The sequence below is a fragment of the Streptomyces sp. B1866 genome, from assembly GCF_031932565.1.
GTDB lineage: Bacteria > Actinomycetota > Actinomycetes > Streptomycetales > Streptomycetaceae > Streptomyces.
The window spans coordinates 13,482-28,310 of sequence record NZ_JAVSCF010000051.1; the positions used below are offsets into that span (position 1 = coordinate 13,482).

Below are 14,829 nucleotides of genomic sequence, written 5' to 3' on the forward strand. Positions count from 1 at the left end.
CCACCCGAACTCCGGCCACCCGGCCACCCGGCCGCCGGCCCCGGCCGAAAGCCGACGGCCGACGGCGACCGCCAGGCCCGAACCGGCCGACTTCCGACGGCTTCCGGCGGATTTCGGCGACCGACCCATGACTGACCGGCCCGGCCGGCGGACAGACAACAACGAGTGACCGCCCGGCGCGGTCGAAACCAGACAAACCCCGAATCCCTTCGGACCGGCCGGGCCCGGCCGGTCCGCGAGGACCACAACTGACCAGTGAGGCGGTGCCACGGTGACGATCAGAATCCTCCCGGCCGTCGGCGACCCCGACGCCGCCCGCTCCGTCGGCGGGCTGCTCAGCCAGCTCCCCAGCGCGGAGCCGGCGCCGCCCGCCCACGACTCCACGCGCCTGCTCGACACGCTCGCCGCGCTCGCGTCCGCCTCCGTCGAGGACCTGCCGGAGGTCGTCGTCGTCCACGAGCGCATCGGCCCGGCCCCGGCGCTGGAGCTGATCCGCGAGATCGCGCTGCGCTTCCCCGCGGTGGGCGTGGTGCTGGTGACCTCCGACGCCGGGCCCGCGCTGTACTCGGCCGCCATGGACGCCGGCGCCCGCGGCGTCGTCACGCTCCCGCTGTCGTACGACGAGCTGGCCGGCCGCGTCCAGGCCGCCGCCCAGTGGGCCGTCGGCGTCCGGCGGCACCTCGGCGGCGGCGACGCGCTGGCCACGGGCCCGGGCGGCAGGCTGGTGGCCGTCGCGGGCGCCAAGGGCGGCGTGGGCACCACCGTCACCGCCGTGCAGCTCGCGCTCGCCGCGTGCGCCGCGGGCCGCACCGTCGCGCTGGTCGACATGGACCTCCAGTCCGGAGACGTGGCCTCCTACCTCGACGTGCAGTTCCGCCGGTCCATCGCCGACCTGGCGCAGATCACCGACATCTCCCCGCGCGTGCTGCAAGAGGCGCTGTTCACCCACTCCACGGGCCTCGGGCTGCTGCTCGCGCCGGCCGACGGCGAGCGCGGCGAGGAGGTCGGCGACCGGGCGGCCCGGCAGGTCGTCAGCGTGCTGCGCTCCCGCTTCGAGGTCGTCGTGGTCGACTGCGGCACGCAGATGACCTCCGCCAGCGCCGCCACCGTCGAGATCGCCGACATCGCGCTGCTGGTGACGACGCCCGACGTGGTCGCCGTACGGGCCGCCAAGCGCATGATCCGGCTGTGGGACCGGCTCCAGATCCGCAAGGCCGAGGAGACCGTCACCGTCGTCAACCGGCACACCCGCAGCTCCGAGGTCCAGCCCGCGCTCGTCGGCCGGGCCACCGGCACGCGCGTGGCGCGCACCGCCGTGCCCGCGAGCTTCAAGGAACTCCAGCCCGCCGTCGACTCCGGCCGCATGCACGAGCTGGACAGCCGGTCCGTCGTCAAGCAGGCGCTGTGGGGCCTGGCCGGGGAGCTGGGCCTGGTCGAACCCGCCGACCCCGGCAGCAGATCCGCGCGCGGCGCGCCCCCGCCCCCCGCCGACCGCGCCCTGCCGGGCCTGCGGCGGCGCCGGGCCATAGCGGCCGCGCCCGAACCGGACCCCGGCGGTCCGCCCGGCCCGGCCGGGAACCCCGGCCGGCGGGCCGCGGACACCGGCCCCGACGCACTGCGCGAGGTGCCCTCGGCGCCGGGCGGCCGGTTCCTGCGGCGGCGGGGCGGCGACCGCGGGCAGGTGGCGGTCGAGTTCGCCGGCCTGCTGCCGGTCATCCTCGGCATTCTCGTCGTCATCTGGCAGTGCGCGCTGGTGGGCTACGCCTACTCGCTGGCCGGGGACTCCGCCGACAAGGGCGCGCGGGTCGCCGCCGCCACCGACGGCGGAGGCGGCGCGGCCTGCCGGGCCGCGGCGGTGGGCGAGCTGCCCGGCTCCTGGCAGGGCCAGGCGTCGGCCGCCTGCGCGCCGGACGGCGGCGTGTGGAAGGCCACCGTGACGGTCGACATACCGGTCCTGTTCCCCGGCGCGGTGAGCCTGCCCTGGCACGTACGGGGCACGGCGGGCGCGGCCGTGGAGAAGTGAGGCGGTGACGGTGGGCCGGACCGTACGGGCCGTACGGCGCGGGGCGCGCGACCGGGGCCAGGTGTCCGTCGAGCTGATCGGCTTCGTACCGCTGCTGCTGCTCGTGGGCCTCGCCGTCATCCAGCTCGGCCTCGCCGCGTACGCCGCGCAGCAGGCGGGCACGGCGGCCCGCGCCGCCGCCCGTACCGCAGCGCTCGACAAGGCGCGGACCAGCCCGGCGCAGGCCGGATACGCGGCGATGAGCGACTGGGTCGCCCGCCGGGCCGACGTCGACGCGTCCGGCCCGTGCCAGGGCGGCGGCGAGGTGACGGCCACGGTGACCGTCCACCTGCCGTCCGTCATCCCCGGCGCCCACTTCGGCACCGCCAGGCGCAGTGCGACCATGCCCTGCGCGCACGACTGGGAGCTCCTGCCGCCGGCCGGAGCCGACTGACCCGCATGCACTGAACCGCATGCACTGAACCGCATGCACTGAACCGCATGCACTGAACCGCATGCACTGAACGAAGCCGTCACCGGAGAGGAGGAGCGCATGAGCCTGCGGGCCCGCATCACCGCACCCGAGGGATCCGGCAAGGGCCGGGAGGACGGCCACCTGGTCTCCGTCTACCGCACCAAGCTGCTGGAGGAGATCGACCTCGCGGAGATGTCGTCGCTCGCCGCCACCGAGCGCCGCACCCGCCTCGAACGCGTCCTCGGCCACATCATCAGCCGCGAGGGCCCGGTGCTGTCCACCGCCGAGCGCGCCCAGCTCATCCGCCGCGTGGTGGACGAGGCGCTGGGCCTGGGCGTGCTGGAGCCGCTGCTGGAGGACGCGTCGATCACCGAGATCATGGTCAACGGCCCCGACCAGGTGTTCATCGAGCGCGCGGGCCGGGTCGAGCTGGTGCCGGTGCGCTTCGCGTCCACCGAGCAGCTCATGCAGACCATCGAACGTATCGTCTCCACGGTCAACCGGCGCGTGGACGAGTCGAACCCGATGGTCGACGCCCGCCTGCCGTCCGGCGAGCGCGTCAACGTCATCATCCCGCCGCTGGCCCTGACCGGCCCCACCCTCACCATCCGCCGCTTCCCGCGCGCGTACACGCTGACCGAGCTGATCGGCATGGGCACGCTGGACGAGCAGATGCTGGTGCTGCTCGGGGCGCTGGTGCGGGCCAAGTTCAACGTCGTGGTCTCCGGGCCGACCGGCTCCGGCAAGACCACGCTGCTCAACGCCCTGTCCGGGCTGATCCCGGAGGGCGAGCGCATCATCACCGTCGAGGACGCCGCCGAACTCCAGCTCCAGCAGGAGCACGTCATCCGGCTGGAGTCCCGCCCGCCGAACGTCGAGGGCAAGGGCCGCATCACCATCCGCGACCTGGTGCGCAACTCGCTGCGCATGCGGCCCGACCGCATCATCGTCGGCGAGGTGCGCGGCGGCGAGACCCTGGACATGCTCCAGGCCATGTCCACCGGCCACGACGGCTCGCTGGCCACCGTGCACGCCAACAGCGCCGAGGACGCGCTGATGCGCCTCCAGACGCTCGCGTCCATGTCGGAGGTCTCGATTCCGTACGAGGCGCTGCACGACCAGATCAACAGCGCCGTGGACTGCATCGTGCAGTTGGTCCGGCACGCGGACGGCTCGCGGCGGATCAGCGAGATCGCGCTGCTGGACAGCCACGGGCACGAGGACTACCGGCTCGTCACCGTCTGCCGCTTCGACGCCCAGCCGATGGGCGCCGACCGGGTGGTGCGCGGGGCGTTCACCTACTTCCCGCTGCCGGAGCGCACGGCGCAGCGGCTGCGGCTGATGAGCGAGCCGGTGCCGCCCGCGTTCGGCGTGGCGGCGCTCCGGGCGCAGCTGACGGTGCGGGAGACGGGGTACGCGCCGCGCGCGCAGGCCGCGCAGTCCGGCCCGTACGGCGCGCAGGAAGGCCCGTACGGGGTCCAGGACGGCCCGTACGGCGCCTACGGCGCTCAGGACGGCGCGTACGGCGGCCGGGGCGGCCAGGGCGGACCGTACGCCGGTGACCGGGCCGCGCCCCAGGAGGCGTACGGTACCTACCCCGCCCACGACGACCACGGGACGTACGGCGGGCAGGTCCCGGAGGAGCGGAGGTAGCCGGGTCATGGGAAGTCTGGCGACGGCGACGGTCGGCGCGACGCTGGTGTGCGGCGCGCTGGCCGTCGCGGGCGTGCACGCCTACGCCACCGGGAAGGCGCAGCGACAGGCGCTCATCGAGCGCCTGTCCGACGCGCCGCACCTGCCGCCCGCCGTCGGCCGCCGCCGGTTCGCCCGGCTCGACCGGCGGCTGCGCCGCACACGGCTGGGCCGGAGCCTGGAGCTGCGCCTGGCGGCCACCGGACTGGACGTGACGCCCGGCGAGTTCTTCGTCTACACGGCCGGGACGGCGCTGGGCCTGTGGCTGGTCGCCTCCGCGCTGCTCGCGGCGTTTTTCGGCCCGATAGCGGCGCTGGTGGCGGTGTGGGGGGCGTTCGCGTTTCTCAACTGGCAGCGGCAGAAGCGCATCGAGAAGTTCATCAACCAGCTCCCGGAGCTGTCCCGCATCCTGGCCAACGCCACCCAGGCGGGACTCGCCCTGCGCACGGCCCTGAGCATGGCCGCCGAGGAGCTGGAGGCGCCCGCGGGCGAGGAGCTGGCCAAGGTGGCCGACAAGCTGGCCGTCGGCCACTCGATCGACGAGGCGCTGGGGGAGCTGGCCCGGCGCCTGCCGTCGCGCGAGCTGGTGGTGCTGGTCACCACGCTGATCCTGGCCAACCGCGCGGGCGGCACCGTCGTCAGCTCGCTGCGCAACCTGACGCAGACGCTGGAGGAGCGCAAGGAGACGCGGCGGGAGGTCCGTACGCAGCTGTCGCAGGTGACGGTGACGGCGTACGTGGTGCCGCTGATGGGCGTGGGCACCCTGCTGCTGATGGACCGGATCGCGTCGGGTTCACTCGATCGTATGACGTCGTCCTTCTGGGGGCAGACCGCGGTGGTGGTGGCCTTCGCGCTGTACGGGGTCGGCTTCTTCCTCATCCGCCGCATGTCCAAGATCGACGTCTGACGTCCGGCGGCCGGCCGGGTGAGTGTTTCGAGTTGAGTCCTGAGGGGAGTGCCTGACGCGATGGGAGTCGGCTTGCTGCTGGGCCTGGTCGCGGGCCTTTCGGTGGCGGGGGTCGCGTACGGCGTCGCGCTCTTCCGCAGCGAGGCCAAGCTGCCCAGCGACCTGGCGGTGGCCCTGGAGGTCGGCGCGACGCGCACCACGGCCGTCGGGTCGGCCATCGACCGGCTGGGCATGCGGTACGCGCCGTTCGTGCTGCGGCTGATGGGCGAGAAGCGGGTGGCGAGGGTCCGCCGCCGCATCGACCTGGCGGGCAACCCGGGCGGCCTCACGGTCGACCGGTACGCGGCGCGGCGCGCGGTGTACGGCTTCCTGGGCTTCGGCGGCGCGCTGGTGATGCTGCTGAAGGGCCAGTATCTGCTGGCGGTGCTGCTGGTGGCGTTCGGCCTGTTCTGGATCGAGGTCGGCATCTGGGCGGCGGTGCGGGAGCGCAGGGACGCCATCGAGCGCACGCTGCCGGACTTCCTGGACGTGCTGGCGGTGGTGGTGAGCGCCGGGCTCGGCTTCCGGCAGGCGCTGGACCGGGTGGCGGAGAAGTACGAGGGCCCGTGGGCCGACGAACTGCGCATCACACTGCGGCAGATGGACATGGGCGTCAGCCGCCGCAAGGCGTTCGAGGAGCTGCGCAGGCGCAACGACTCGGAGCAGGTGGCGCAGTTCGTCAGCGCGCTCCAGCAGGGCGAGGAGCTGGGCGCGCCGATCGTCGAGACGTTGATCGCTATCGCGAACGACATGCGGCGTACGGATGCGCAGAACGCGCGGCGGCGGGCGGCGCGCGCGGTGCCGAAGGCCACGATGATCATTACCACCTTTATGGTGCCGGGCACCCTGATTCTGCTCGTAGCGGGGTTCTTCATCGGCTCGGGCACGGACTTCGGCTCCATCACGGGGGAGTGACGTGCGGGTGGGCGGCCGTGTTTACTGATTTTGTGTCAGGTTCCTGTCGGCCTCCTGGGAGGCTTCGCAGTAGCAATCTCGGTGTGAGATAGTGGGCTGGGCGCGCGGTACCGGTTCCTCGCACCGTACGAGAAGGGGGCGGATCGGGGGGCGCGCGGCGGCCGTGGCTGGCCGGACCGGGGAAGGGGGTGGTATGGATGGGCCGCGGTGGCTGGACGAGGTGTCCGGGATTTGAACTCCGCCCGGCGGGAAGGCAATGGAACCGGGGGCACTGTTCCGAGGCCGGTGTTCGGGCGTACTTTGCTCCTGCCGGAAGCGGCGCCACGGGGGCCCAGTCGCCGGACCACAGGGGTACGGCCGGCCATGGAGGGGAACACGATGGGGAAGCGCGTTGTGCGGAACGACCGAGGACAGACCTCGATCGAGTACCTGGGCATCATCGCGGTGGTGGTGGCGATCGTCCTGGTGCTGACGACGACGGACTTCGGCAGCACCATCGCCGACGCGATCCTGAACCAGATCTCCAAGGTCACCGGCACCTGACCAGGGCGCGGGCAGTGCCAGTGACGCGGCCTCGCGGGGACGCGGGGCAGGCGTTTCCTCTGTACATCACGGCTGTCGCGGCCCTGCTCTTCCTCGGGCTGGCCTTCTTCGCGGTCGGCCAGGCGGGCGCCACCCGCAACGGCGGCCAGACCGCTGCGGACTCCGCCGCCCTCGCCGCCGCCCAGGACTACCGCGACCAGTTGCGTACGGCCTTCCTGCGGGCGGTCCTCGACGGCACGGCGTGGCAGGACATCCTCCAGGGGCGGTTCCCCGGAGCCATGGACGCCTGCGACCAGGCGCGGGCGTTCGCGGCCAAGAACGACGCGGACACCGTCGGCTGCCAGGGCCCGGACTTCTTCCCGACCTCCTTCACCGTCACGGTCGAGACCCGCAAGCCGGTCGGCAGGACGGTGATCCCGGGCACCGAGGACAAGCGCGCCACGGCCACGGCCACGGCGGTCGTCGAGCCGCGCTGCGTCTTGGGCGCCCCCGCCACGCCGCCCGCGCCCCCGTCACCCACCGGGGAGGAGGGCGGCGACGGGGGAGGCCCGGGCGGTGACGACGGGCAGGACGGCCGGCCGGCCGTCGAGCTGCGGTGCGACGGCGAGCCGGTGACCATCGATCCGCGGCACCCGGACCTCTTCCCTCGCGCGAAAGACCTTTTCACCGTGCACCTAGCCCACTGAGCGGCGAACGACGAGCAAACGAGTAAAGGACAGCCATAGATGAGCATTCGGCGGGTGAGGACGGCGCGTCGGGCCACGGCCGCGGCGGCGCTTACGGCCGCCTTGGTCCTCGCGACGGCCGGCTGCGGCAGCAGTAGCGAGGGCAAGGGGAAGGACGACGACGCCAAGAGGGCCGCGGGGACCACCGGGGCCGCGACCCAGCAGGACGGCGAGCAGAGCGAGCCCGCGAGCGATTCGACCGAGACCATCGGCGAGATCAAGGGGGCCGACGGCGTCGTCCTGACGATCCGGTCCGCCGTACGGGACGGGGGTGGTTTCGTCACGGTGAACGGAGAGGTCACCAACCACGGCACCAAGCTGTTCAACGCGGTGAAGTGGCGTTCCAAGGAGACAGAGGTGAAGTCCGCCTCGTCCATCTCCGGGGCCTCGCTGGTCGACTCGGTGGGCAAGAAGCGCTACCTGGTCCTCCGGGACACCGACGGCGAGTGCCTGTGCACCACGGGACTCACGTCCATAAGGCCCGGTGAGAGCCGACCGGTCTTCGCCCAGTTCCCGGCCCCGCCGGAGAACGTCACCAAGGTGGACTTCCAGGTCCCCACCATGCCCTCCGTCAGCATCGAGCTCTCGGACTGAGCGCGCCATGACGACGACCGCCAGCCCCCCGCGCCGCGTGCCGCTCCTCGTCGCCGTCGCCTGCACGGCGCTCCTGCTGGCCGTACCGGCGCCCGCCGCCCGGGCCGACAGCGGGCCCGGAGCCCTGCCGAACACCACGCCGCCCCTGAAGATCGACGCCGGCGACCCCGACCTGCGGCTGGCCGAGGGCGCGACCCTGGCCCCCGGCCGGGTCCTCGACATCAAGTCCGTGGTCGAGACGGACGACGGCGAAGAGCGGCGCGAGGACAGCAACGCGAAGGTCAGCTTCTCGCTCCAGACCGAGGTCCTGTTCGACAAGAACAGCTCGACGCTGGGCACCGAGGCGAACGCCCGTATCCACACCATCGCCGAGGAGATCGAGCGGCAGGGCGCCACCACGGTCCGCGTCTTCGGCTTCACGGACAACCTGGGCTCGGACGAGCACGGCGTCGCCCTGTCCAAGCAGCGGGCCAACGCGGTCCAGCGGCTGCTGGCCGCGGACCTCGGGCCCTCCATCGAGTACCAGATCCGCGGATACGGCGAGCAGTACCCGATCGCGGACAACGCCACGGAGGAGGGCCGCAGGCGCAACCGCCGCGTCGAGGTCACGTTCTCGCGGGGCGAGGGGGAGTAGGCGGGCCGAGCGGCTCGCCGCCGGCTCCGCGTGGGCGGCCTAGCCGGCGGTGATCGCCACCCGCACCCCCGCCCGCAGCCCCCACCGCGCCATCGCCCCCGCCTCCGCCTCCAGCACGTGCCGCGACCGCGGCCTCGGCCGGCCGAGGCGGCCGGGCCGCATGGTGCGGACCGCCAGGACGGTCAGGCGGCGGTCGAGGTAGGCGACGTCGATGGCGAACCGCATGCGGAAGGTGTGGACGCCGCTCGCCGGGGTCAGCAGCAGCGCGCCGGTCACGCCGTCCCGGCCGAGCAGGCCGCGCGCGCGGGCCCGGTAGGAGGCGGCGATCTCCACGGGGATGTCCGCGCAGGGCTCCGCGGCCCCCTCCCCGGCATCGATCCCGGAGACGGTGATCCCGGCGTCGGCGGCCGCGGGAACGGCGTCAGGGGAGTCGGCGCCCCCGGCGCCGGCCTCCCTGGCCCCCGGCCCCCGCACCCGGCCCCCGCCGTCCAGCACCCGAAGCGTCCCCCTGCCGTCGCGCCAACCGCTCATACGGCGCAGTGTTCCACGCGTGGCCGCCTTCCGTAGGCTCGGCCTGTGCATCCCCTGCCGACCGTCCTGGCCGCCGCGTACGGCGCCGTAGCCGGGCTGCTCCTGCCCCGCCCCCTCTACCGGCTCAGCGTCCAGCCCGAGGAGCCGTGGCGCGGCGCCTGCCCGCGCGGGCACCGGCTCCCCGGATCGGCCCGCGGCTGGCTGGGGGCCGCCTGGTGCCGGGAGTGCGCGGCGGGCCCGGCCGGCTCCGGGGCGTACGGGGTGCGCGCGCCCCTCGCCGCCGCCGTCACCGCGCTGGTGTGCGCGGGGCTGGCGGCCGCCGTCGGCGCGCGGCCCGAGCTGGCCGTGTGGGCGCTGCTCGCGCCGCCGGGCCTGCTGCTCGCCGCGGTGGACCGGGCCGTCCACCGGCTGCCCGACGTGCTCACCCTGCCGATGGCGGGCGGCACGGCGGCGCTGCTCGGCGTGGGCGCGCTGCTGCCGGGCCACGCCGGGTCGTGGCCGCGCGCGCTGCTGGGCGGGGTGGCGCTGGGCGGCGCGTACTTCCTGCTCTTCGTCGTCAGCCCCGGCGGCATGGGCTTCGGGGACGTCAAGCTCGCCCTCGCACTGGGCGTGGCCCTCGGCTGGTACGGCTGGGGCGTGCTGGTCGCGGGCGCCTGCGCCGGGGTGCTGCTCGGCGGGTGCTGGGCGGTCGTGCTGATGGCGACGCGGCGGGCGGGCCGCAGAAGCCCCATGGCCTACGGCCCGTTCATGATCGTCGGAGCGGGCGCGGGCCTGGTGCTCGGGGGGCTGGGGGCCTGACGTACGACCGCCGACCGCCGACCGCCTCGTTCCCCGACCGCCGACCGCCTCGTTCCCCGTCCGCCGACCGTCCCGACCGCCGACCGTCCCGCCGCCATCTGCCGACCGCCGACCGCCGTCCGCTGTCCGTCCCGCGACCCCGCCCGCCCGTCGCCACACCGTTAACGTCTGCCCCGCCAGCCCCGCTGGTGCCCCTCGCTCACCCCTCAGAGGCGGCATCCGACAGGTATCTGGGAGCGATAACGCGATTCTTGCACCAAGCACCCCTCACGAAGGGTTATGGTGGAAGCCCCCCCTCGGGCCGGTCCGTATCCCCCCCACGGACCGGCCCGTTTCTCTTGGTTTCTCTGTGATGCGCCGTTCGGGTGACTTTCCCCGGGCGCGGACGGCGCGGCGGACGCAGCCGCGCCGATCGATCACACAGCGTCACATCGTGGGGCAGAGCCGCGGACTCGGGCCCAACCCTCGATTCGTACCCCTGCTCGCACGGCAGTAGGGTGACGCCCGGGGCGGAATGCCACAGTGAAGGCGGCATGGAGGGGCTGACGACGTGAAGCTGCGCGACCTGGTGTACGGGCTCTACGAACGCCGGGTGGAGAGCCGCCTCGACCACACCCAGGTGCCCAAGCACATCGGCGTCATTCTGGACGGCAACCGCCGCTGGGCCCGCGCCGCGGGCGGGACGACCGAGCAGGGCCACAAGGCGGGCGCCAGCAAGGTCCTGGAGCTCCTGGGCTGGTGCGCCGAGACGGACGTCGAGGTCGTCACCCTGTGGCTGCTGTCCACCGACAACCTCAGCCGCCCCGAGGACGAACTGGTCCCGCTGCTGGGCATCGTGGAAGGCGTCATCCGCGATATCGCCGCCGACGGCCGGTGGCGGGTGCACCACGTCGGCACCATGGACCTGCTGCCCGCCCACACCCAGCGGGTGCTGAAGGAGGCCGAACAGGCCACCCACGACGTCGGCGGCATACTCGTCAACGTGGCCGTCGGCTACGGCGGTCGGCAGGAGATCGCGGACGCGGTGCGCTCGCTGCTGCTCGACCACGCCGGCAAGGGCACGACGTTCGAGGAACTGGCCGACGTGGTCGACACCGACCTCATCGCCGAGCACCTGTACACGCGCGGCCAGCCGGACCCGGACCTGGTGATCCGCACCAGCGGCGAGCAGCGGCTGTCGGGCTTCATGCTGTGGCAGAGCGCCCATTCGGAGTACTACTTCTGCGAGGTGTTCTGGCCCGCGTTCCGCAAGGTGGACTTCCTGCGGGCGCTGCGCGACTACTCGCTGCGGCACCGCCGCTACGGCAACTAGGACGGCGACGGCGACCGGGCCCGCTCCGCGCGGCCCGCGGCCACCCGGCCGGCGCGACCTCCCCCACCCGGCCGCGCGCCCGCCCCAGCCCGCGCGCCCGCCCCGCGCCCGTTCCGATCCCGGTCGGCCGGGGCCTGCCGCCGGTTACCGCCCAGGTCGTACGGATCCGGCCACCCCGGTAGCACGCCCGTTCCCCAACGTTCACACAGCGGCCGTCGACCGCCATTGCATGGCGGCGGGTGGGAGAGGGAATATCCCTCTCAGGCCGACACCCTGTCCGACCTGCCGGACTGCCCGACCGGGTGTCGCACTGCCAGCGGACGGCATGGGGCCGTCCGCCCGGGAGGCCCTTTGCACACGGACGACGCGCGACATCGCGCGTACGACGCGGAGGGCCGGCGCTCGGCCCTCGTGTGGGGCCTGAGCCCGGTCCATTCCCCCGCGACGCCGTCGCGCCCCGACCTCCCGAGGAGGTTCGTCCACCCGTGGTGACCAGCAAGAAACGCCGCGAGAACGACCGGCGCACCTATGTCCTCGACACCAGCGTCCTGCTGGCCGACCCCAACGCGATGTCCCGTTTCGACGAGCACGAGGTCGTGCTGCCAGTCGTGGTGGTCACCGAGTTGGAGGCCAAAAGGCACCACCCGGAACTGGGGTACTTCGCCCGCCAGGCCCTGCGCCGGCTGGACGAGTACCGCGTCCAGTACGGGCGGTTGGACGCGCCGATCCCCATCGGGGGACTCGGCGGCACGCTGCGCGTCGAGCTCAACCACTCCGACCCGGGCGTCCTGCCCGCGGCGTTCCTGGCCCAGGGCGGCCGGCCCGTGGACAACGACTCGCGGATTCTCGCGGTGGCCAGAAACCTCCAGGCCGAGGGGTACGACGTCACGGTCGTCTCCAAGGACCTGCCGCTGCGCATCAAGGCGTCGTCCGTGGGCCTGCTCGCGGAGGAGTACCGCGCGGAGCTGGCCGTCACGGACTCCGGCTGGACGGGCATGGCGGAGCTGGCCGTCGGCGCCGAGCAGGTGGACGACCTGTTCGCGGCCGAGGTGGGGTACGTTCCGGAGGCGGCGGAACTGCCGGTGCACACCGGCCTGGTGCTCCAGTCCGAGCGCGGCAAGGCGCTGGGCCGGGTCACCCCCGACGGGCAGGTGCGGCTGGTGCGCGGCGACCGCGAGGCGTTCGGCATCCACGGGCGCAGCGCCGAGCAGCGCATCGCGCTGGACCTGCTGCTCGACCCGGAGGTCGGCATCGTGTCGCTGGGCGGCCGGGCCGGCACGGGCAAGTCGGCGCTGGCCCTGTGCGCGGGTCTGGAGGCCGTGCTGGAGCGGCGGCAGCACCGCAAGGTGATGATCTTCCGTCCGCTGTACGCGGTCGGCGGGCAGGAACTGGGCTATCTGCCGGGCACCGAGGCCGAGAAGATGAGCCCGTGGGCGCAGGCGGTGTTCGACACGCTGTCGGCGGTGACCACGGCGGACGTCATCGAGGAGGTCGTCGGCCGGGGCATGCTGGAGGTGCTGCCGCTCACCCACATCCGCGGCCGTTCGCTGCACGACGCGTTCGTGATCGTGGACGAGGCCCAGTCCCTGGAGCGGAACGTTTTGCTGACCGTCCTCTCCCGCGTCGGCGCCAACTCCCGCGTGGTCCTCACCCACGACGTGGCCCAGCGCGACAACCTGCGCGTCGGGCGGCACGACGGGGTGGTGGCCGTGGTGGAGAAGCTGAAGGGCCACCCGCTCTTCGCGCACGTCACCCTCACCCGCTCGGAGCGCTCGCCGATCGCGGCGCTGGTGACCGAGATGCTGGAGGACGGGCACATCTAGCGCGCTCCCGCCTCCGGTCGGTCCGAACCGCCCCGTACGATCCCGTGCGGGGCGGTTCGCCCGTAAGGCCGTCGCGGGGCCGATCGGGCGAGGTCGGACGGCCGATCGGGGGACCGGCGGAGGTCGTCTGAAGTTCAGTCACACGTGGGGTTTGAGAGCGCCGTGTGGCAGAAGCGGGCGAGCCTAGCCGCGCGGCGCCGTGCTGGGCGGGTCTTTCCGTTAATCCGTCTCGTCAAACGAGCTGTGAGCTTTCCCATGCACCGGGGAGTTGCCACCGGGCGGATCCTTCGGGCAGTGTGTGGTTCCTGTTAGGCCCCGCATACGGCACACCAGTACCGCTGGTACCGCCAGTGGTACGAACCAATCGCAGTACCACCAACTAAAGAGCGTCCCGCCGTATGCCGCCCGAAGCACCTCGTGGCCCCGTAAGGGGCCCACCGGGCCCGTGCCTCCCGTGACCAGCCGCTCCCCCCACAGCACGTAACGGGGCGGACCTCAAGGAGGCCAGTGCCAGGGGCATGATCGCGCCCGCGAGGTCACCACAGGCGGGCGATGCTGGAAGGAAACCATGTGAGCCGGATCTCGGTCCGGGGATTCGCCGTGGCGTCGGCCACCGCGGTCACCACTGTGGGCGCCGTCGTCGGTGTCGCAGCGGGCGACGAGCAGGGCTCGTCGGGTCCCGCCGAAGCGGCTGCCGCCGACGCGACGCTCCTGGCGGACATACCCGCGGGACAGCAGGCGCAGGCGCAGGTCGCCACCCTGACGCAGCAGGCGGACGTGCAGTCCACCGCAGCCGACGCGGAGGCGCGCAAGGCGGCCGAGGAGGCCGCCCGCAAGCAGGCGGCCAAGGACGCGCGCGCCAAGAAGGAAGCCGCGGACAAGGAGGCGGCCGAGAAGGCGGCCAAGGAGCGCGAGGAGAAGCTCGCGAGCCGGTCCGCCACGCGCAGCGCGGGCAGCTTCACGCCGCAGGCCTCGTACACCATCGCCGAGGTCCAGGCCATCGCGCGCCAGATGGTGCCGGCCGACCAGTTCCAGTGCTTCAGCAACATCGTCAGCCACGAGAGCGGCTGGAACTACCGTGCGGTGAACGCGTCTTCGGGCGCCTACGGCCTGCTCCAGGCGCTGCCGGGCTCCAAGATGGCCTCGGCCGGAGCCGACTGGCAGACCAACCCCGCCACCCAGATCAAGTGGGGTCTGAGCTACATGAACAGCGCCCGCTACGGCAGCCCGTGCGGCGCCTGGGCCTTCTGGCAGGCCAACGGCTGGTACTAGGACCAGGGTCTCGCCCGCGGGCTGGGTTCTCGCCCGCGGTGCTGTCCCGCCCCCGACCTGCACAGCGTGCGGCCCCCGGCCCTCACCGGCCGGGGGCCGCACGCGTCTGCGTGCCCGGCGCGCGTCCCACGACCCGGCGGGTGGCGTACGAAGGCGCGCGGCACCGGTAACGTCATCCCGACGAGTGAGGGGGACGGGGGTAGGGAAAGAGATGTCCAAACTGCCACAGTGGGTCGGCGGGCTGGGAGCCAGCCTGGTCCGGCTCGCTGAACGGCTCGACCGCAAGGCCGCCGAAGCCGCCGAAGCGTACGAGGCCCACGACGTCCCCCAGGGGTACGAGGGCTCCGAGGGGTACGGCGCCGAGCCCGGCGTCCGGGCCCACGACGCCGGGGAGCCGGTCGGGGCGCCGGGCGAGGCCGCGGAGCGCCCCCGGGCCGCCGCACCGGCCCCGGCCGGAGAGCTCCGGGAGGACCCCGGGTCCGGCGACGAGGACGGGAAGCCCGCGCGGGGCGGCCGCCGCGCCGCGCCCGCGGAGGCGACGACGCCCGGGGAGGCCGCCGGTCCGCA

At 73.6% G+C, this 14,829-nt stretch carries 13 protein-coding genes and 2 pseudogenes; 14 read left to right on the forward strand and 1 reads right to left on the reverse strand.

Going from position 1 to position 14,829, the window contains the following annotated elements:
- Positions 1-271: 271 nt before the first annotated feature.
- From RKE29_RS10230 to RKE29_RS10270, 9 genes and pseudogenes are all read left to right on the forward strand, one after another.
- Positions 272-2,023 carry a P-loop NTPase gene (locus RKE29_RS10230; RefSeq protein ID WP_312004819.1) on the forward strand — a complete coding sequence of 584 codons (1,752 nt, stop codon included), beginning with the start codon at positions 272-274 and terminating at the stop codon, positions 2,021-2,023.
- 4 nt (positions 2,024-2,027) lie between these two features.
- On the forward strand, positions 2,028-2,456 hold the full coding sequence (locus RKE29_RS10235; RefSeq protein ID WP_312004820.1) for a TadE/TadG family type IV pilus assembly protein: 429 nt from the start codon (positions 2,028-2,030) through the stop codon (positions 2,454-2,456).
- A gap of 99 nt (positions 2,457-2,555) precedes the next feature.
- Positions 2,556-3,857 (forward strand): annotated as a pseudogene (locus RKE29_RS10240) (CpaF family protein); the annotation flags it as partial.
- A 280-nt stretch (positions 3,858-4,137) separates the two neighbouring features.
- Positions 4,138-5,076: a type II secretion system F family protein gene (locus RKE29_RS10245; RefSeq protein WP_312004821.1), complete on the forward strand. Its 939-nt coding sequence runs from the start codon at positions 4,138-4,140 to the stop codon at positions 5,074-5,076.
- 60 nt (positions 5,077-5,136) lie between these two features.
- Positions 5,137-6,030, forward strand: coding sequence for a DUF5936 domain-containing protein (locus tag RKE29_RS10250; RefSeq protein WP_312004822.1), 894 nt, complete (start codon positions 5,137-5,139; stop codon positions 6,028-6,030).
- A 378-nt stretch (positions 6,031-6,408) separates the two neighbouring features.
- Positions 6,409-6,573 carry a Flp family type IVb pilin gene (locus RKE29_RS10255; protein WP_312004823.1) on the forward strand — a complete coding sequence of 55 codons (165 nt, stop codon included), beginning with the start codon at positions 6,409-6,411 and terminating at the stop codon, positions 6,571-6,573.
- A 20-nt stretch (positions 6,574-6,593) separates the two neighbouring features.
- The gene (locus RKE29_RS10260) at positions 6,594-7,259 is read left to right on the forward strand and encodes a pilus assembly protein TadG-related protein (RefSeq protein ID WP_312004824.1); all 666 of its coding nucleotides are present in this window, start codon (positions 6,594-6,596) and stop codon (positions 7,257-7,259) included.
- A gap of 39 nt (positions 7,260-7,298) precedes the next feature.
- Positions 7,299-7,892: a hypothetical protein gene (locus RKE29_RS10265; RefSeq protein WP_312004825.1), complete on the forward strand. Its 594-nt coding sequence runs from the start codon at positions 7,299-7,301 to the stop codon at positions 7,890-7,892.
- Between the two features lie 7 nt (positions 7,893-7,899).
- Positions 7,900-8,526 carry an OmpA family protein gene (locus RKE29_RS10270; protein WP_312004826.1) on the forward strand — a complete coding sequence of 209 codons (627 nt, stop codon included), beginning with the start codon at positions 7,900-7,902 and terminating at the stop codon, positions 8,524-8,526.
- 39 nt (positions 8,527-8,565) lie between these two features.
- On the opposite strand, the gene RKE29_RS10275 is transcribed toward RKE29_RS10270, so the two are convergent.
- Positions 8,566-8,919, reverse strand: a complete 354-nt coding sequence (locus tag RKE29_RS10275; RefSeq protein ID WP_312004835.1) for a DUF192 domain-containing protein — start codon at positions 8,917-8,919, stop codon at positions 8,566-8,568.
- A 183-nt stretch (positions 8,920-9,102) separates the two neighbouring features.
- Between RKE29_RS10275 and RKE29_RS10280 the strand changes: the two genes are divergently transcribed.
- From RKE29_RS10280 to RKE29_RS10300, 5 genes and pseudogenes are all read left to right on the forward strand, one after another.
- Positions 9,103-9,855: an A24 family peptidase gene (locus tag RKE29_RS10280; protein WP_312004828.1), complete on the forward strand. Its 753-nt coding sequence runs from the start codon at positions 9,103-9,105 to the stop codon at positions 9,853-9,855.
- Between the two features lie 550 nt (positions 9,856-10,405).
- A complete protein-coding gene (locus RKE29_RS10285; RefSeq protein ID WP_312004829.1) occupies positions 10,406-11,167 on the forward strand; it encodes an isoprenyl transferase in 762 nt (253 codons plus the stop codon).
- Between the two features lie 485 nt (positions 11,168-11,652).
- Complete coding sequence (locus RKE29_RS10290) at positions 11,653-12,990, forward strand: PhoH family protein (protein WP_312004830.1); 1,338 nt, start codon at positions 11,653-11,655, stop codon at positions 12,988-12,990.
- A 552-nt stretch (positions 12,991-13,542) separates the two neighbouring features.
- On the forward strand, positions 13,543-14,262 hold the full coding sequence (locus tag RKE29_RS10295) for a transglycosylase SLT domain-containing protein (RefSeq protein WP_312004831.1): 720 nt from the start codon (positions 13,543-13,545) through the stop codon (positions 14,260-14,262).
- A gap of 211 nt (positions 14,263-14,473) precedes the next feature.
- A pseudogene (locus RKE29_RS10300) lies at positions 14,474-14,829 on the forward strand (hypothetical protein); the annotation flags it as partial.

Excerpts from the sequence above, each read along its gene's own strand:
- RKE29_RS10245 (WP_312004821.1), top strand. The coding sequence starts at position 4,138 with ATGGGAAGTCTGGCGACGGCGACGGTCGGCGCGACGCTGGTGTGCGGC.
- RKE29_RS10250 (WP_312004822.1), top strand. The coding sequence starts at position 5,137 with ATGGGAGTCGGCTTGCTGCTGGGCCTGGTCGCGGGCCTTTCGGTGGCG.
- RKE29_RS10255 (WP_312004823.1), top strand. The coding sequence starts at position 6,409 with ATGGGGAAGCGCGTTGTGCGGAACGACCGAGGACAGACCTCGATCGAG.
- RKE29_RS10265 (WP_312004825.1), top strand. The coding sequence starts at position 7,299 with ATGAGCATTCGGCGGGTGAGGACGGCGCGTCGGGCCACGGCCGCGGCG.
- RKE29_RS10270 (WP_312004826.1), top strand. The coding sequence starts at position 7,900 with ATGACGACGACCGCCAGCCCCCCGCGCCGCGTGCCGCTCCTCGTCGCC.
- RKE29_RS10295 (WP_312004831.1), top strand. The coding sequence starts at position 13,543 with ATGCTGGAAGGAAACCATGTGAGCCGGATCTCGGTCCGGGGATTCGCC.